The 17,464-nt window shown below is 45.8% G+C and carries 17 protein-coding genes; 11 read left to right on the plus strand and 6 right to left on the minus strand.

The window, feature by feature from the left end; all coding sequences use genetic code 11:
• Window positions 1–103: 103 nt before the first annotated feature.
• From ABDB98_RS07370 to lepB, 4 genes are all read left to right on the plus strand, one after another.
• Window positions 104–856, plus strand: a complete 753-nt coding sequence (locus ABDB98_RS07370) for a DeoR/GlpR family DNA-binding transcription regulator (RefSeq protein ID WP_438421820.1) — start codon at window positions 104–106, stop codon at window positions 854–856.
• Window positions 856–1,767 carry a 1-phosphofructokinase gene (gene pfkB / locus ABDB98_RS07375; RefSeq protein WP_016936279.1) on the plus strand — a complete coding sequence of 304 codons (912 nt, stop codon included), beginning with the start codon at window positions 856–858 and terminating at the stop codon, window positions 1,765–1,767. The genes ABDB98_RS07370 and pfkB overlap by 1 nt, the downstream gene beginning before the upstream one ends.
• A gap of 14 nt (window positions 1,768–1,781) precedes the next feature.
• A complete protein-coding gene (locus ABDB98_RS07380) occupies window positions 1,782–3,686 on the plus strand; it encodes a PTS fructose transporter subunit IIABC (RefSeq protein ID WP_060962898.1) in 1,905 nt (634 codons plus the stop codon).
• A 94-nt stretch (window positions 3,687–3,780) separates the two neighbouring features.
• Window positions 3,781–4,398, plus strand: coding sequence for a signal peptidase I (gene lepB / locus ABDB98_RS07385; protein WP_395940959.1), 618 nt, complete (start codon window positions 3,781–3,783; stop codon window positions 4,396–4,398).
• Between the two features lie 37 nt (window positions 4,399–4,435).
• Here the strand turns inward: lepB and ABDB98_RS07390 are convergent, their stop codons facing one another.
• Entirely contained in the window at window positions 4,436–4,705 is a 270-nt protein-coding gene (locus tag ABDB98_RS07390) for a hypothetical protein (protein WP_007409641.1), read from the minus strand.
• Between the two features lie 163 nt (window positions 4,706–4,868).
• Here ABDB98_RS07390 and ABDB98_RS07395 point away from each other — a divergent pair, with 163 nt between their 5' ends.
• A complete protein-coding gene (locus ABDB98_RS07395; RefSeq protein ID WP_328221233.1) occupies window positions 4,869–6,488 on the plus strand; it encodes an ABC-F family ATP-binding cassette domain-containing protein in 1,620 nt (539 codons plus the stop codon).
• 111 nt (window positions 6,489–6,599) lie between these two features.
• Complete coding sequence (locus ABDB98_RS07400) at window positions 6,600–7,508, plus strand: ketopantoate reductase family protein (protein ID WP_438421821.1); 909 nt, start codon at window positions 6,600–6,602, stop codon at window positions 7,506–7,508.
• 29 nt (window positions 7,509–7,537) lie between these two features.
• On the opposite strand, the gene ABDB98_RS07405 is transcribed toward ABDB98_RS07400, so the two are convergent.
• The 3 genes from ABDB98_RS07405 to mreBH all read right to left on the minus strand — a co-directional run bounded on the left by ABDB98_RS07405 (window position 7,538) and on the right by mreBH (window position 10,084).
• On the minus strand, window positions 7,538–8,770 hold the full coding sequence (locus tag ABDB98_RS07405; RefSeq protein ID WP_438421823.1) for an aminopeptidase: 1,233 nt from the start codon (window positions 8,768–8,770) through the stop codon (window positions 7,538–7,540).
• A gap of 100 nt (window positions 8,771–8,870) precedes the next feature.
• On the minus strand, window positions 8,871–9,005 hold the full coding sequence (locus tag ABDB98_RS07410) for a protein YkpC (RefSeq protein ID WP_101605501.1): 135 nt from the start codon (window positions 9,003–9,005) through the stop codon (window positions 8,871–8,873).
• A 71-nt stretch (window positions 9,006–9,076) separates the two neighbouring features.
• Window positions 9,077–10,084: a cell shape-determining protein MreBH gene (mreBH, locus tag ABDB98_RS07415; protein ID WP_029575211.1), complete on the minus strand. Its 1,008-nt coding sequence runs from the start codon at window positions 10,082–10,084 to the stop codon at window positions 9,077–9,079.
• A gap of 270 nt (window positions 10,085–10,354) precedes the next feature.
• Here mreBH and ABDB98_RS07420 point away from each other — a divergent pair, with 270 nt between their 5' ends.
• From ABDB98_RS07420 to ade, 5 genes are all read left to right on the plus strand, one after another.
• Window positions 10,355–10,639 (plus strand): AbrB/MazE/SpoVT family DNA-binding domain-containing protein, encoded by a 285-nt coding sequence (locus ABDB98_RS07420; protein ID WP_013352109.1) that lies wholly within the window; start codon window positions 10,355–10,357, stop codon window positions 10,637–10,639.
• Window positions 10,640–10,810: 171 nt separating this feature from the next.
• Entirely contained in the window at window positions 10,811–12,115 is a 1,305-nt protein-coding gene (locus ABDB98_RS07425; protein ID WP_438421826.1) for an ATP-binding protein, read from the plus strand.
• A gap of 1 nt (window position 12,116) precedes the next feature.
• Entirely contained in the window at window positions 12,117–12,944 is an 828-nt protein-coding gene (locus ABDB98_RS07430) for a gamma-glutamylcyclotransferase (RefSeq protein ID WP_438421827.1), read from the plus strand.
• A 40-nt stretch (window positions 12,945–12,984) separates the two neighbouring features.
• The gene (gene ktrC, locus ABDB98_RS07435; protein ID WP_003154554.1) at window positions 12,985–13,650 is read left to right on the plus strand and encodes a Ktr system potassium transporter KtrC; all 666 of its coding nucleotides are present in this window, start codon (window positions 12,985–12,987) and stop codon (window positions 13,648–13,650) included.
• A 149-nt stretch (window positions 13,651–13,799) separates the two neighbouring features.
• Window positions 13,800–15,533 (plus strand): adenine deaminase, encoded by a 1,734-nt coding sequence (gene ade, locus ABDB98_RS07440; RefSeq protein ID WP_438421828.1) that lies wholly within the window; start codon window positions 13,800–13,802, stop codon window positions 15,531–15,533.
• Between the two features lie 30 nt (window positions 15,534–15,563).
• On the opposite strand, the gene rnjA is transcribed toward ade, so the two are convergent.
• Both rnjA and ABDB98_RS07450 read right to left on the minus strand, forming a co-directional pair.
• On the minus strand, window positions 15,564–17,231 hold the full coding sequence (gene rnjA / locus ABDB98_RS07445) for a ribonuclease J1 (protein ID WP_047475206.1): 1,668 nt from the start codon (window positions 17,229–17,231) through the stop codon (window positions 15,564–15,566).
• A gap of 5 nt (window positions 17,232–17,236) precedes the next feature.
• Window positions 17,237–17,446, minus strand: a complete 210-nt coding sequence (locus ABDB98_RS07450; protein WP_045926930.1) for a DNA-dependent RNA polymerase subunit epsilon — start codon at window positions 17,444–17,446, stop codon at window positions 17,237–17,239.
• Window positions 17,447–17,464: the final 18 nt, after the last annotated feature.

Raw genomic sequence — 17,464 nt, forward strand, 5'->3', positions numbered from 1 at the left:
ATAGTTATTGAATGAATTTGAGTGATTTTAGTTGCTCGAAGTAAAAAAAGCGTTTACAATAATGTTGTAGGTGAAATGAATACGTTTTCAAAGGAGGCGGAATATGCTCACTCCTGAAAGGTATCAGCTGATCCTTGATCAGATTGAAAAGCGTGACGTGGTAAAGATTCAAGAGCTGATAAGCATGACAAACGCTTCTGAATCAACGATAAGAAGAGATTTATCAACGCTTGAAGAGCGCGGGTTTTTAAAGCGCGTTCACGGCGGGGCATCTAAGCTTTCCAACAGCCGGCAAGAACCTGATATGCTTGAAAAATCCTCCAAAAACCTTCAAGATAAGCTGAAGATTGCAGAAAAAGCGGCATCTTTATTAGAAGAAGGTGACTGTATTTATCTTGATGCGGGAACAACTGCATTGCACATGATTGATTTTATAGATCAAACAAAGGACATTGTAGTTGTCACAAACGGAGTTATGCATATCGACGCTTTAATAAGGAAAGGGATCCCCTTTTATCTTCTCGGAGGATATGTGAAGCATCGAACAGGTGCGATGATCGGCGGCGCCTCATTAACAGCAGTCAGCCAGTACCGGTTTGACAAAAGCTTTCTCGGAGTGAACGGCGTGCACATTGAAGCCGGTTTTACAACACCCGATCCGGATGAGGCTCTTCTGAAGACAAAGGCTGTGAGACAGGCGAAAAACGCGTATGTTTTAGCTGACCCTTCCAAATTCGGCGAGATTTCTTTCGCAGCGTTCGCCGCTTTGGGCGATGCCGTTATCATTACCACTGAAGCTGAAGAACTTGCATTCGATAATTACCAAGAAAAAACTGTCGTAAAGGTAGTGAAATAATGATTTACACTGTAACCCTCAATCCGTCTGTTGACTATATCGTTCACGTTGAAGATTTTGCCGTAGGCGGTTTAAACCGTTCCAGCTATGACACGAAGTACCCCGGCGGGAAAGGCATTAACGTTTCGAGATTACTGAAAAGACACCATGTGCCGTCAAAAGCATTGGGGTTTGTCGGCGGATTTACCGGAAATTATATCACGTCATTTTTGCAGCAGGAAGGTCTGGAAACGGCTTTTTCTGAGGTAGATGAAGACACGCGTATAAATGTAAAACTGAAAACGGGCGATGAAACGGAAATTAACGGTCAGGGCCCGACGATTTCAGACGAAGTGTTCAGTGCCTTTTTAGAACAGTTCTCCGCTCTGAAAGAAGGAGACATCGTCGTTTTAGCGGGAAGCATCCCATCTTCTCTTCCGCATAACACGTATGAAAAAATTGCTGAGGCATGCAGAAAGCAGAATGCCCGAGTAGTGGTAGACATCTCCGGTGAAGCGCTTATGAAAGCGACAGAAATGAAACCGTTTTTGATGAAGCCGAACCATCACGAGCTTGGTGAAATGTTCAATACGGTCATTGACTCAGCCGAAGCAGCCGTTCCGTACGGCAAAAAATTAATTGAACAAGGCGCTGAACATGCGATTGTTTCGATGGCTGGCGACGGTGCGCTTTTATTTACGAAAGAGGCGGTTTTCCTCGCTAATGTTCCTAAAGGAAAGCTGGTCAATTCCGTAGGCGCGGGTGATTCCGTTGTCGCGGGATTCCTTGCGGGAATCTCAAAACAGCTGCCTTTGGAAGACGCATTCCGTCTAGGTGTTGCTTCCGGAAGCGCGACGGCGTTTTCTGAGGAGCTCGGAACTGAAGAGTTTGTACAGCAGCTTCTTCCTGAAGTTAAAGTCACACGTCTATAGAGGAGGAAAGAAAAGTGAAGATAACTGAGCTGTTAACAAGAGATACAATTCATCTCAATATAGAAAGCAAAGAGAAAGAAAACGTTATCGATGAAATGGTGACAGTGCTTGACAAAGCCGGCAGATTAAATGACAGAGAGGCTTACAAAGCAGCCATTTTAAATCGTGAAAGCCAAAGCTCGACGGGAATCGGCGAAGGCATTGCCATTCCTCACGCGAAGACGGCGAGCGTCATTAACCCGGCCATCGCATTCGGACGTTCAAAAGAAGGTGTGGACTATGAATCATTAGACGGTCAGCCGGCACACCTGGTCTTTATGATTGCGGCAACCGAAGGAGCAAACAATACGCACCTTGAAGCATTATCAAGACTTTCAACGCTTCTCATGCGTGAAGAAATCCGCAAACAGCTTCTTGAGGCTGAATCAGAAGATGCGATCATTGACATCATCAATCAGCATGACAAAGATGACGATGAGGAAGAAGAAGAGCAGGAAGAACAGGCAGCGCCGTCAGGAAAGGGCAAAATTCTTGCGGTTACTGCATGTCCGACAGGTATCGCCCATACATTCATGGCTGCTGACGCACTGAAAGAAAAAGCGAAAGAGCTCGGCGTCGACATTAAAGTAGAGACAAACGGCTCAAGCGGAATCAAGCATAAGCTGACGGCTCAGGAAATTGAAGATGCGCCTGCGATTATCGTAGCGGCTGATAAACAGGTTGAAATGGAGCGCTTTAAAGGCAAACATGTTCTTCAAGTGCCCGTAACGGCCGGTATCAGACGTCCTCAGGAACTGATTGAAAAAGCGGTTAATCAAGATGCGCCGATTTACGAAGGCAGCGGCGGAGGATCTGCCTCTTCTAATGAAGACGGTCCGAAACAGAAATCAGGCACAAGCATCGGAAGCACTTTCTATAAACACTTAATGAGCGGTGTCAGCAACATGCTGCCATTTGTCGTCGGCGGCGGAATCCTCGTTGCGATTTCATTCTTCTGGGGAATTCATTCAGCTGATCCGAAAGATCCGACATACAACACGTTTGCTGCAGCGCTGAACTTTATCGGCGGCGATAATGCGTTAAAACTGATTGTTGCCGTTCTTGCCGGATTCATCGCAATGAGTATTGCGGACCGTCCGGGATTTGCGCCGGGTATGGTCGGCGGCTTTATGGCTACGCAGGCGAATGCCGGATTCTTGGGCGGACTGATTGCCGGATTCTTAGCCGGTTATGTCGTAGTCCTGCTGAAAAAGCTGTTTGTCTTTATTCCTCAGACTCTTGACGGATTAAAACCTGTATTGATTTATCCGCTGCTCGGTATTTTTATCACCGGTGTCCTGATGCAGTTTGTCATTAACACACCTGTAGCAGCGTTTATGAATTTCTTAACAAATTGGCTTGAAAGCCTTGGAACCGGAAACCTTGTCTTAATGGGTATTATTTTAGGCGGTATGATGGCTATCGACATGGGCGGCCCGCTCAATAAAGCGGCGTTCACTTTCGGTATTGCGATGATCGATGCCGGAAACTATGCCCCGCACGCAGCCATCATGGCGGGCGGAATGGCTCCGCCGCTTGGAATCGCACTTGCGACAACATTCTTTAAACATAAATTCTCTAAACGTGACCGTGAAGCCGGTATTACGTGCTACTTCATGGGAGCTGCTTTCGTTACAGAAGGCGCCATCCCGTTTGCGGCGGCTGATCCGCTTCGCGTCATCCCTGCAGCCGTTATCGGTTCTGCGGTAGCGGGCGGACTGACAGAGTTTTTCCGGGTAACGCTCCCTGCACCGCACGGAGGAATATTCGTTGCATTCATTACGAACCATCCGCTGCTTTACTTAATGAGCATCGTAATCGGAGCGGTTGTAACAGCGGTTATCTTAGGAATCATCAAAAAACCGGTAGTAGAGAAATAAGCAAAAAGCGTCCTTTACGGGCGCTTTTTTCAATCATATGCGCATAGAAGCGTTATGTATTTTGTGATGAGTTGTGATAAAGTAAAGATAGTACATGAACCGTAACAGTGATCGTCTAGGAGGAACCACGTTGACTGAAGAACAAAAACCTACTTCTGAAAAATCGGTAAAAAGAAAATCCAACACGTATTGGGAATGGGGAAAGGCCATCATTATAGCGGTCGCTCTTGCGCTTTTAATCCGCCATTTCCTGTTTGAACCGTACTTAGTGGAAGGATCATCAATGTACCCGACATTACATGACGGTGAAAGGCTGTTTGTCAACAAAAGCGTCAATTATATCGGAGAAATCGAGCGGGGGGACATCGTCATTATTAACGGCGATACATCGAAAGTCCATTATGTAAAGCGGCTCATCGGAAAACCCGGAGAAACGGTGGAAATGAAAAATGATACGCTTTATATAAACGGCAAAAAAATCGATGAACCGTACCTCGCGAGCAATAAAAAAGAAGCGAAAAAACTGGGAGTCAACCTGACGGGAGATTTCGGCCCCGTAAAGGTTCCGAAAGGCAAATACTTCGTCATGGGCGACAATCGGCTGAACTCAATGGACAGCCGGAACGGGCTCGGTTTAATTGCCGAGAAACGGATCGTCGGCACCTCGAAGTTTGTGTTCTTCCCGTTTCATGATATGCGTCAGACAAAATAAAAACGCCGCGCTGCCCGATTCGGACGGCCGGCGTTTTTTATTTGGCAAACGAGGCGGCGACGGCGATGAACATTACCGTGGCCAGCACTGATCCGACAATGGCCAGAACGCTGAAAAAAAGATTCACCTGCTGCTTCTCTTTGCCGCGTTTTTCAAGCATCCGTTTTGAAAAGAGATGCGAAAACGTGTAAATGAGGGCGATTCCGACGTAAAGGCCGATGTCACGTGCGGTAAAGCCTGTGACGGCCAGAAAAACCCCGGTAAAGAAAATCATAAGACAATATTCTGTGAGTGTTAAAAGCTTCAACTTGTTCCTCCGTGATGAATATGTATATATATCTATTGTATCACAGGGCTTCGGGTTTGGCGCTTGCGTCTTTTCAAAACCCTTATATTCGCAGGGAAACATTTCTCTTCCCCTTTATTCATGGTATACTTTTATTGATGTTAGACACGATGGAGGATTATAAATGATTGCTGTAAATAATGTGAGCTTGCGTTTTGCGGATCGCAAGTTATTTGAAGATGTCAATATTAAATTTACGCCGGGCAATTGCTACGGATTAATAGGCGCAAACGGTGCCGGAAAATCAACATTCTTGAAAATTTTATCCGGTGAACTGGAGCCTCAGACCGGCGATGTCCATATGAGCCCGGGCGAACGCCTTGCCATTCTGAAACAGAACCATTTTGAATATGAAGATTACGAAGTTCTGAAAGTCGTCATTATGGGACATAAACGTTTATACGAAGTCATGCAGGAAAAAGACGCGATTTATATGAAACCGGATTTTTCTGATGAGGACGGCATCCGCGCCGCCGAGCTTGAAGGAGAGTTTGCGGAATTAAACGGATGGGAAGCTGAAAGTGAAGCCGCTATTTTGTTAAAGGGTCTGGGCATCTCTGAAGACCTGCATACGAAGAAAATGGCGGACTTAGGCGGTTCAGAAAAGGTGAAAGTGCTTTTGGCGCAGGCGCTGTTCGGCAAGCCGGACGTTCTGCTGCTTGATGAACCGACGAACCACTTGGATCTGAAAGCGATTCAGTGGCTGGAAGAGTTTCTGATCAACTTTGAGAACACAGTCATCGTCGTATCCCATGACCGTCACTTTTTAAATAAAGTGTGCACGCACATCGCCGATCTTGATTTTAATAAAATTCAAGTGTATGTCGGCAACTATGATTTCTGGTATGAATCCAGCCAGCTTGCTTTAAAGCTTTCTCAGGAAGCCAATAAGAAAAAAGAAGAGCAGATTAAACAGCTTCAGGAGTTCGTGGCCAGATTCAGCGCCAATGCCTCTAAATCAAAGCAGGCGACATCAAGAAAGAAACTCCTTGATAAAATTTCGCTTGATGATATCAAACCGTCATCACGCCGTTATCCTTATGTCAATTTCACGCCGGAACGCGAAATCGGAAATGACGTGCTGCGGGTAGAAGGCTTAACGAAAACGATTGACGGCGTTAAGGTGCTTGATAACGTCAGCTTTATTATGAACAGAGAAGACAAAATCGCGTTTACGGGCCGCAATGAGCTTGCCGTTACGACATTGTTCAAAATCATTTCCGGGGAAATGGAAGCTGACAGCGGCACATTCAAATGGGGCGTCACCACTTCTCAGGCGTACTTCCCTAAAGACAACAGCGAATATTTCGACGGCAGCGATGCGAACCTTGTAGACTGGCTCCGCCAATACTCGCCGCATGACCAAAGCGAAAGCTTTCTGCGCGGCTTCTTAGGACGCATGCTGTTCTCTGGGGAAGAAGTCAACAAAAAATCAAACGTTCTTTCCGGAGGAGAAAAAGTGCGCTGCATGCTTTCAAAAGCGATGCTTTCCGGCGCGAACATTTTAATTCTGGATGAACCGACAAACCACTTAGACTTGGAATCCATTACGGCGCTTAACAACGGTTTAATCAGCTTTAAAGGCGCTATGCTGTTTTCATCTCATGACCATCAGTTTGTACAGACAATTGCCAACCGCATCATTGAATTAACGCCTAAAGGCATCGTTGACAAACAAATGTCTTATGACGAATTTCTTGAAAATGCGGATGTTCAGAAAAAGCTTGAAGAGCTATACGCGTAAAAAAAAAGCAGAGGAGACTCTGCTTTTTATTTGCGGGAAAAGTTTTCAATCTTCTGACTTCCCGTTACAATAAAGGAACATATGAATTGAAAAGAGACGGAGGAATGCATCATGAAGTTTTTAGTTGTCGGAGCAGGGGGAGTGGGCGGTTATATCGGCGCACGTCTTGCAGAGAAGGGAAATGACGTTACGTTTCTCGTCCGTCAGAAGCGGGCGGAACAATTAAAAGAGACGGGATTGACCGTCAAAAGTGCAAATGGTGATGTTTCAATCAAGCCGAAAATAATCATGGCGGGTGAAGATGGAGAGTTTGACGCCGTTATCATCGCATCAAAAGCGTATTCTTTGCAGGACGTCATTGGGGATGTCAAACCGTTTGTCAAACCTTCGTCGGTCATTATTCCTTTTTTAAACGGGTACAGGCACTATAACGAGCTGTTCGAAGCTTTTTCAAAACGGCAGGTGTTAGGAGGCCTCTGCTTTATTGAGAGCGCTCTTAACGAAAAAGGGGACATTCTTCATACGAGCGCTGCCCACCGCTTTGTGTTCGGTGAATGGAGCGGGGAACGCACGGAACGTATAAATGAGCTGGAAAAAGCGTTTGCGGGTGTGAAAGCGGATGTCATCATCAGCCGGGATATTGAAAAGGATATTTGGAAAAAGTACATGTTCATTGCCGCGCAGGCGGGAGTGACCACTTTGTTTCAACAGCCGGTGGGACCGATTTTAGATACAGAAGGCGGCCGCAATACGGCAAAGCGTCTTTTTGCAGAAATCGGAGCCATTTTCAAGGCTGCCGGCATTCCGAAGGACGCTGACCTTGAAGAAGAGAGTTATCGTACGTTGACAAGCATGTCTTATCACATGAAATCGTCGATGCTGAGAGACATGGAAAATGGGCGGGTGACAGAAGGTGAACATTTACACGGTTTTCTGCTTGAGAAAGCGAAAGGCTTGTCAGTTGATACCCCTGTTTTGGAAACCGTCTTTGCCAACCTGCAAATGTATGAAGCAAAATAAAAAAAGAGGCCGAAGCGCCTCCTTTTTTATTAAAATGCCCAGTTTCCGTTTCTGAAGATCGGTTCTCTTTTGCCGTCAGCGGTAATCCCGTCGATATTCATATCTTTGGAGCCGACCATGAAATCTACGTGCGTAATGCTTTCATTTAAGCCCTCTTTGACAAGCTCTTCCCGTGTCATTTGCTTGCCGCCTTCGATATTAAAGGCATACGCGCTGCCGATCGCCAAGTGGTTTGATGCGTTTTCATCGTACAGTGTGTTATAAAATAAAATATTCGATGTTGAAATCGGTGAATCGTACGGCACTAAGGCCACTTCTCCGAGATAATGCGAGCCTTCATCGGTTTCGACGATGCCTTTTAAAATCTCCTCGCCTTTTTCAGCTTTCACATCAACAATGCGGCCGTTTTCAAAGGTAAGTGTAAAGTTATCAATAATGTTGCCGCCGTAGCTCAGCGGTTTCGTGCTGGAAACCGTGCCGTTCACCCCGTCACGCTGCGGAAGAGTGAAAACCTCTTCTGTCGGCATGTTGGCCATGAATTCGTGCCCGTTCTCATTCACGCTTCCCGCGCCTGCCCATACATGTTTTTTCGGTAATTCAATGGTTAAGTCTGTTCCTTCAGCTTGATAGTGCAGGGCGCTGTAATGTTTTTTGTTCAGGTGTTCCACTTTCTCATGAAGGTTTTGGTCATGTTTTTTCCATGCTTCCACTGGGTTTTCTTCATTTACGCGGGTCGTTTTGAAAATTTCTTCCCATAAAAGCTGAACGGCTGTTTCTTCCGGCCGATCCGGGAACACTTTTTTCGCCCAGCCTGTTGAAGCGGCTCCGATCACCGTCCAGCTGACCTTATCTGATTGAATATATTGTCTGTATGTATGCAATGCTTTTCCGGCGGCTTTTTGGAACGCTGCAATCCGTTTCCCGTCAGTGCCTTTTAACAGGTCGGGGTCGGATGAGACGACAGAAATAAACGCAGCTCCTTTTTTCGCGAGCTCTTCTTTGCCTTTCGCTTCCCATTCAGGATATTCTTCAAACGCTTCAAACGGAGCCATTTCGTATTTTAATCTGGACAATTCATCGTCCTGCCAATTTACGGTGACGTTTTTTGCGCCTTTTTCATACGAATGTTTGGCCAGCAGTCTGACAAGTTCCCGGACATCGGTTGAGGCATTGATTACGACATGCTGTCCTTTTTGGACATTGACGCCGACTTCTACCGCCAGCCGAGCATATGTATTTAACTTTTCAGTAAACGAACTCATCGTTCATTCCTCCTCATCGGTTTTTCTCATCATATCAAATATCGCCTCATAAAGAAAAGAAAGGAGCGCAAATGAAAAAGACACAGCCTTTGCTGCGTCTTTACGGATGATTCAGTTTTACGGTGCTGCCGGCCGGAGAATGGGGCATATTGGCCAGCGAAATGCTCATACCCCCCAAGATAATTCCGCTTAAAATGACAGCTACCGCTATGCGTCTTCCCACATCTCTAAGCATATGCTTCCTCCTTAATGTTTCTCCAGTTCTCACAATATGAGCCGGCCGGAGAAAAAAGAAGCACAATCTTATTATTTAATCGCTTTTTGCAGCTTGTCGATGACGTCTAACGAACGCCCCGTGCCGATAGCCACTGATTCAAGCGGATTTGCGGCCAAATGAACGGGAACGACGATTTCTTCTGTCAGCCATTCTTTCATCCCGTTTAAAAGCGAGCCCCCGCCGGTTAACACGACGCCGCGGTCAACGATGTCCCCGCTGAGTTCCGGCGGACAATCCTCAAGTGTCGCTCTGATGGCTTCAAGAATATGTAGGAGCGATTCACGCATCGCGTGCTGAATTTCATTAGACTGCAGTCTGATCGTCTTCGGCAGACCGGTTACGAGGTCACGGCCGCGGATTTCCATCGTTTCCGGCACATGTTCAATCAATGCAAAACCGATTTCCATTTTCACTTGTTCTGCCGTACGTTCTCCGATCAGCAGGTTGTATTTTTTTCTGACGAACGAAGCGATATCTTCATCAAGCTGGTCGCCGCCGATTCTGATAGAGTGGCAGGACACGACGCCTCCGAATGAGATGATGGCGACTTCAGTCGTACCGCCTCCGATATCCACGACGACGTTTGCGACCGGCTCGTCAACCGGCAGGTCGGCTCCGATTGCAGCTGCTACGGGTTCTTCAATTAAGTGAACGTTTTTTGCTCCGCAGTTTTTGACAGCGTCACTGATGGCCCGGCGTTCAACGGCTGTTGATCCTGAAGGCGTGCAGACGACGACATTCGGTTTGCGGAAGGTCATCCCGATTTTTTTTCCGGCTTTTTTCATAATGTGTTTTAATAAGTCAGTTGTCATATCATAATCAGCAATGACACCGTCTTTCATCGGCCGTACGGCGACGATTTTCCCCGGCGTCTTTCCGATCATGTTTTTGGCATCCGTTCCGATGGCAAGCACCGCTTTCGTTGTTGTATCTACAGCGACAACGGAAGGCTCGTTTAAAATAATTCCTTTATTTTTACTGTAAACAAGTATATTAGCGGTTCCTAAGTCGATTCCGATCTCAGTTGATTGAAACATATTTTCACCCAATCCCTATCCTGATTTAATTGATTCTACATTTAAAGTTTCTGAGAAAAACCACGATTTTTGGGGGTTTCCGCCGGGAATGAAATGTTTTTGTAAAAAAGGAGGGAAAGTCTGTATCCCGTATTTCAAAAAGGCTTTCTTCTGTAAAAAAACATTCATTACCGGATGCGGAGAAACTTTTGCTCCGTTACTTTCGTCTACGTTTATGAAGGATTTTCCTTGGACATATATAAGAGACATTAAAGGAAGTAGGGGATTTCTATGAAATCAATTGGTGTAGTAAGAAAAGTAGACGAACTAGGGCGTATTGTCATGCCGATTGAATTGAGAAGAGCATTGGATATCGCTATTAAAGATAGTATTGAATTTTTTGTTGACGGAGACAAAATTGTCTTGAAAAAATACAAACCGCACGGCATTTGCTTAATGACCGGAGAAATTACCCCCGACAATCAGGAATACGGCAACGGTAAAATCATCTTAAGCCCTGAAGGAGCGAAAATGCTGCTTGAGGAAATCGAGGAAGCGTTAAAAGATAAATCATAATGATAAAAAGGGCGGAGCGTCATTCCGCCCTTTTATTATGAACTTGTGCAAAAACTCACGGTAAAATCAAGCAAACCTGCTCAAATAATTGGGAATAGTTATCATTTTTTAGTCAATAATGCGGTCAACAATGTTACAATATATGTAGAAATGCTAGCGGCAGGTGGGACTATGGGAAAATATCAAGCGCGTATCATTTCATTAATCTTGGCAATGATTTTTATTATGTTTTGGGATTATTTATTTTACATAATTGAACGGAATCCGATTAACTGGCCTGTTGATATCACTTTTACCACTGTCACGTTAATCAGCGTCTGGCTGCTGGCTTATTATGTAGATCATAAAAAGCAGCTGCTGGCGGAGCTGAAGGACAGCGAGCAGAAAGCAAAGGCGCTTTCAGATGAGAAAAACCGGATTATGGACAATCTGCAGGAAATTGTTTTTCAGACAGATTCACAAGGGAATATTACATATTTGAATCAAGCTTGGACGGCGATTACGGGCTATTCCATCAGCGAATGTATGGGCACGATGTATAATGATTATTTTATAAAAGAGAAACATATCATTGATTATATTATCTCCCAAATTAAGCAGCTGTCCCCGTCAGGAATGTTCACGGCTAAATATATTAAAAAAGACGGCACTATCTTTTGGGGAGAAGTTCATTATAAGCTGTATTATGACCGCAGACAGAAATTTGTCGGAAGCCTGGGGACGATGTCTGATATCAGTGAACGGAAAAAAGCGGTTGATGAGCTTCTGGAAACGAATGAACGGCTTGCCATGCAATCTCAAAAGCTGGCTATCGCCGGTGAACTTGCGGCAGGAATCGCCCATGAAGTAAGAAATCCTTTAACATCAGTCAGCGGCTTTCTTCAGCTGATGAAAGCTCAGTATCCGGAACGAACGGATTATTTCGATATTATTTTTTCGGAAATTAAAAGGATAGATCTTGTGCTGGGAGAGCTGCTACTGCTCGCCAAGCCGCAGACCGTGACGTTTACCGCCCATCATCTCAACCATATTTTAAGGCAGGTGGCGACGCTTCTTGACACAAACGCGGTGCTGTCAAACACTGTGATTGAGAAGGATTTCAGGCAGACTGAGTCCTGTATGGTCAACGGTGACGAAAACCAGCTGAAACAGGTATTTATCAATATTATTAAAAATGCGATTGAGGCGATGCCTGACGGCGGGAATATTCATATTTACACAAAACGGGATGAAGAATACGCGGTGATCAGCATACAGGATGAAGGAAACGGCATGTCGAAAGAAAAGCTTAAAAACATTGGGAAACCGTTTTTCTCGACAAAAGATCAGGGGACAGGCCTCGGCCTTCCGATTTGTTTACGAATTCTGAAGGAGCATAATGGTAAACTTAACATTAAGAGCAAAAATGGAGAAGGCAGTACGTTTCAGGTATTTCTGCCGTTAGAAGCGGATGCTGTCCAAAAGGAGGAAAAATAACTTGCTTCTTTTTGTATACGGTTTGTTACGGAAGCGTGAAGAAAATCATGAGCTGCTGAAAGGCGCTCCGTGTGTGTGCGAGCAGGCCGCGATAAACGGCGTGCTGTATAAAACAGAAAAAGGTCAGCCCGCGGCGTCTTTAGCAGAAACAGCTTTTGTATACGGAGAATTGTATGAAACAGATCATCAGATGATCCGTAAGCTGGATGCGCATTATTCCGATTTTGACCGGGAGGAAGTCGCTGTGACGACGGATCTCGGGAATAAAACGGCCTTCGCATATGTCGTAAAGCCCGAGCAGTGTGCTTCATTCAGCCGGATCAAAAGCGGAGACTGGAAAGAATATCGTTTTATGAAACGGGAGGATGACAGCCCGGTTTATTATTTCGCTTACGGTTCATGTATGGATAATGCCCGTTTTAAACAGGCGGGGGTCGATCACTTTTTCGCCGAGCCGGTCGGAGGGGCGGTTGTTGAAGGGTATTCGACGAGATTCACGTTAAGGCGTCCTGACGGTTCCAGAGCCGATCTTGTTGAAGACGGCGGCCGTACTGAAGGCGTGCTGTACAAGCTCCCGTTTGAAGCGGCAACCTATCTGTATAAAAGGGAAGGTGTTGATAGCCATACATATCGTCCCGCGTTCATAGAAGTGAATGCCGGCGGCCGTATATACAGGGGCTGCCTGACGTTTCTTGTGCTTGATAAAGCTGAGGAAATTGCGCCTCCGGGTCACTATCAGGAAGAAATCGAACGCGGAGCAGACCTGTATTTATCGCCCGCCTTTTCAGAAAAGCTCAAACGCCATATGAACTCATTGCCGAAAATGTGATACTATTCCTATTAGAGATATTGTTTAAAGGAGTACTGTTATGAGAAAAGAGTTTGCCGTTATCGGTCTCGGACGCTTCGGCGGGAGTATTTGCAAAGCATTAAGTGAAGAAGGCCTTGAGGTCATGGCGATGGATATTGATGAAGATAAAGTAAATGAATATGCCAAAATCGCATCACACGCCGTCATCGGCGATTCAACCGATGAATCGGTGCTGAAAAATCTGGGGCTGCGCAATTTTGACCACGTCATTGTGGCAATCGGCGAAAATATACAGGCGAGCATTTTAACGACGCTGATCTTAAAGGAACTCGGTGTGAACACGATCACGGTCAAAGCACAGAACGACTATCATGAAAAAGTGCTTGCGAAAATCGGGGCCGACCACATCGTCCACCCTGAACGTGACATGGCAAAACGCATCGCCCACAACATCGTATCAAATAATGTGCTTGATTATTTAGAGCTGTCTGACGAACACAGCATCGTGGAGATCGTAGCCAACAGCAGGCTTGCGGGCAACACACTGCTTGATCTGGACATACGCGCGAAGTACGGCATTAACATCGTAGCCATCAAGAGAGAAAAAGAAGTAATCGTATCTCCGCTGGCGACTGAAATGATCCAAAAAGAAGATATTCTCATCGTTATCGGCTCTCTTACGGACATTTCCCGATTTGAAAAAAGAGTGCTTCATACAAAGTGAAAAGCCGTCCGTAAAAGGACGGTCTTTTTTATATGTCAGAATAGAAAGACATTTATCGTGTAAGCGGTATATTCTGCAGTTTTTATTGACTATGATCAGGCGATCCGATAGCATATTGTACCATATAAAGAAAAAGAGGAGGCCTCATTTTGAACAAAGAAACACTGGCTGAACGGCTGAATGCATCAGCCGGCCGACAAAAAGCCGATACCGTCATTAAAAACGGAAAAATCATGGATGTATTTAACCAGGAATGGATTTCTGCAGATATCGCCATTACGGACGGAGTGATCGTCGGGTTGGGCGAGTATGAAGGGGAAGAAGTCATTGATGCAGAAGGCCAAATGATCGTTCCGGGCTTTATTGACGGACATGTTCATATCGAGTCCTCTATGGTTACTCCGATTGAATTTGCAAAAGCAGTCCTCCCTCACGGAGTGACGACTGTCATTACTGATCCTCACGAAATCGCGAACGTTTCGGGGGCAAAAGGCATTTCATTTATGATAGAGCAGGCGAAAAAAGCGCCGCTGAACATCCGTTTCATGCTTCCTTCCTGTGTTCCGGCCGCAAGCTTTGAACGCTCGGGAGCCGTATTAAAAGCCAAAGATTTAAAGCCTTTTTATCAGGAAAAAGAGGTGCTTGGACTGGCGGAAGTAATGGACTACGTGTCTGTTGCCGAAGGTGAAGAGGATATGCTTCAGAAACTGCTTGACGCCAAGCTTCACGGAAAACGGATTGACGGACATTTAGCCGGCCTGTCTTCAGATATCATCAATATATACAGAACCGCGTTAGTGTCAAATGATCATGAAGTGACGACAAAAGAAGAGGCGCTGGACAGAATCCGGCGGGGAATGTATGTCATGCTGCGCGAAGGATCAGTGGCCAAAAATACGCTTAATGTGCTGCCGGCGGTGAACGAAAAAAATGCACGCCGCTTCTTCTTTTGTACGGATGATAAACATGTAGACGATCTGCTTTCAGAAGGAAGTGTGAACCACCAAGTCAAAATGGCAATAAAAGCGGGACTTGATCCATTCCTTGCGTATCAGCTCGCCAGCTTAAATGCGGCCGAGTGCTACGGCCTTGAAACAAAAGGCGCGGTTGCACCGGGTTTTGACGCGGATCTCTTGTTTATTTCAGATTTACGGGAGGCTGCCGTCACAAAAACCTTGGTCGCCGGCCGGACCGTTGCCGAGAACGGCTGCCCGGTTTATGAGCAGTCCGCCGGCTCTTATTCTCAGGATCAGGCGCTGTTAGATACAGTACGGCTGAAAGCGCCGCTGACTGAATCAGATTTTCGCATGCCGATTCAAGAGGGCAGGCTGATGAATGTAATCGAAATCATACCAAATCATTTAGAGACGAGGAAAAGAGAAGTCCCTGCACCGTCTGCCGGCACATTTTGCCCTGATACAGAAAATGATTTATTAAAAATCGCCGTCGTTGAACGCCACAGCGGAGAAAAAATGATAGGTCTCGGTATTGTACAAGGGTTCGGGTTAAAAGAAGGCGCCATTGCTACAACCATTTCTCACGATTCCCACAACATCATCGCTGTCGGTACAAACGATGCCGATTTGGCAAAAGCAATCAACAGACTGCGTGACACCGGAGGAGGGCTGACAGCCGTGAAAAACGGAGAATTGCTTCACTCTGTCCCGCTTCCGATCGCCGGGCTTTTGTCTGATAAGTCTGCGGAATGGGTGAATGACAGCCTGGGCGTGCTTCATGAAAAGCTTCCTTTGCTCGGATTCACCGGTAATTTCAATCCGTTTCTTACATTATCGTTTTTAGCGCTTCCGGTGATTCCGGATATTAAAATGACGGCAACCGGTCTGTTTGATGTCAAAGCCTTTCAGCATATTCCGCTGCAATAAAAAACTGCACTCATGATGAGTGCAGTTTTTTTAGACCTCCATAATGATCGGAAGGATCATCGGACGGCGTTTTGTTTTTTCATATAGGAACGGAGCGAGCGTGTCGGTAATTTCGTTTTTAATTTCGGACCACTGCGTTGTTTTCCGATCCATTACTTTCTCAAGATGGTTCGAAATGAGCTGCTGTGCGTCGTTGATTAAATCACCTGATTCTCTCATGTATACAAAACCTCTTGAAATTAAATCAGGTCCTGCCGATACTTTAAAGTCGTCCATGTTGATGCTGACAACAACGATAACAAGGCCTTCTTCTGAAAGAATGCGGCGGTCGCGGAGCACGATATTGCCGATATCACCGATTCCGCTTCCGTCAATGTACACGGAACCGGACGGGATTTTGCCTGCCACAGCGGCTTCTTCGCCTTTGAGCGCCAGCACTTCGCCATTGTCCATAATAAAGCAGTTTTCTTCAGGTATGCCGCAATCAGTCGCGAGTTTGACGTGCATTTTCTGCATTCTGTATTCCCCGTGAATCGGCATGAAGAACTTCGGTTTAATCAGGCGGAGCATTAATTTTTGTTCTTCCTGTCCGCCGTGTCCGGATGTATGGATGTCATTCAGCGAACCGTGAATGACTTCTGCGCCCGCACGGTACAACTGGTTGATGGTGCGGCTTACGCTGATTGTGTTTCCGGGAATCGGAGAAGAAGAAAAGACAACCGTATCTCCGGGATTAATGGATATCTGACGGTGCGTGCCGTTAGCGATGCGTGATAGCGCCGCCATCGGTTCACCTTGGCTGCCCGTACATAAAATCGTTACTTTATTGGCGGGTATACGATTGATTTCGTTATGCTCAATAAACGTATTTTTAGGGCAGCTGATGTAACCGAGAGTCTGTCCGATCTCAATAGCCGATTCCATACTGCGTCCGAATACGGCAACTTTTCTGCCGTTTAAAACGGCAGCTTCAATCACTTGCTGAAGACGGTGAATGTTCGAAGCGAATGTCGCAAATATAATTCTGCCGTCCACTTTTCGGAAAATATCGTGAATGCTTTCGCCTACACGGCGTTCTGACATGGTGAAATCGGGCACCTCACTGTTCGTGCTGTCAGAAAGCAGGCACAAAACGCCTTCTTTCCCGATTTCGGCCATCTTTGTCAAGTTTGCCGGCTCGCCTACCGGTGTGAAATCGAACTTAAAGTCCCCGGTATGTACGATATTGCCCGGCGGTGTTTTGACGACGATTCCGTATGAATCCGGAATGCTGTGTGTCGTTCTGAAGAAGGATACAGCCGTCTTCCGGAACTTAACGATGTCGTCTTCACCGATGATGTTTAATTTTGTCTGTCTTAACAGTCCGTGCTCTTCAAGTTTATTCCGAAGTAAGCCGATCGCGAGTTTACCGCCGTAAACGGGAATATTTACTTGTCTGAGCAGGTACGGAATACCGCCGATATGGTCTTCGTGACCGTGGGTGATAAACAGACCTTTAATTTTGTCTTCGTTTTTTACTAAATACGTGTAATCGGGGATTACGTAATCAATGCCGAGAAGTTCATCTTCAGGAAACTTAATTCCCGCATCAATCAGTACAATCTCATCCTGAAACTGCACCCCGTACGTATTTTTCCCGATCTCGCCCAATCCGCCGAGGGCAAAAACGGCAGTCTGGTCATTTTTTACAAATTTCATTCCGCTCATAACTCCAATACTTTAAAATTTTCGCTCTGCTTCTCATATTCTAAAAAAGCACCGTCCACAGGCTGAACAAATTCAATGTTGTATTTCTTATCTTTCAGTTTTGTTCTGACGTCCCGTTCTGAAACGCCCTCAATGTAAAGTGAATCTGTATTTTCCCGTACAGGTACTTCGTCAGCCTTCTCTTGATAAAATACCTTATAAATCATCCAAATCTCTCCTTAAAT

Source organism: Bacillus siamensis (assembly GCF_051628075.1).
Taxonomy (GTDB): Bacteria; Bacillota; Bacilli; order Bacillales; family Bacillaceae; genus Bacillus; species Bacillus siamensis.

Coding starts and splice junctions, on each gene's coding strand:
- ABDB98_RS07370 (WP_438421820.1), top strand. CDS start 104: ATGCTCACTCCTGAAAGGTATCAGCTGATCCTTGATCAGATTGAAAAG.
- pfkB (WP_016936279.1), top strand. CDS start 856: ATGATTTACACTGTAACCCTCAATCCGTCTGTTGACTATATCGTTCAC.
- lepB (WP_395940959.1), top strand. CDS start 3,781: ATGAACCGTAACAGTGATCGTCTAGGAGGAACCACGTTGACTGAAGAA.
- ABDB98_RS07395 (WP_328221233.1), top strand. CDS start 4,869: ATGATTGCTGTAAATAATGTGAGCTTGCGTTTTGCGGATCGCAAGTTA.
- ABDB98_RS07400 (WP_438421821.1), top strand. CDS start 6,600: ATGAAGTTTTTAGTTGTCGGAGCAGGGGGAGTGGGCGGTTATATCGGC.
- ABDB98_RS07405 (WP_438421823.1), bottom strand. CDS start 8,770: ATGAGTTCGTTTACTGAAAAGTTAAATACATATGCTCGGCTGGCGGTA.
- ABDB98_RS07410 (WP_101605501.1), bottom strand. CDS start 9,005: ATGCTTAGAGATGTGGGAAGACGCATAGCGGTAGCTGTCATTTTAAGC.
- mreBH (WP_029575211.1), bottom strand. CDS start 10,084: ATGTTTCAATCAACTGAGATCGGAATCGACTTAGGAACCGCTAATATA.
- ABDB98_RS07420 (WP_013352109.1), top strand. CDS start 10,355: ATGAAATCAATTGGTGTAGTAAGAAAAGTAGACGAACTAGGGCGTATT.
- ABDB98_RS07425 (WP_438421826.1), top strand. CDS start 10,811: ATGGGAAAATATCAAGCGCGTATCATTTCATTAATCTTGGCAATGATT.
- ktrC (WP_003154554.1), top strand. CDS start 12,985: ATGAGAAAAGAGTTTGCCGTTATCGGTCTCGGACGCTTCGGCGGGAGT.
- rnjA (WP_047475206.1), bottom strand. CDS start 17,231: ATGAAATTTGTAAAAAATGACCAGACTGCCGTTTTTGCCCTCGGCGGA.
- ABDB98_RS07450 (WP_045926930.1), bottom strand. CDS start 17,446: ATGATTTATAAGGTATTTTATCAAGAGAAGGCTGACGAAGTACCTGTA.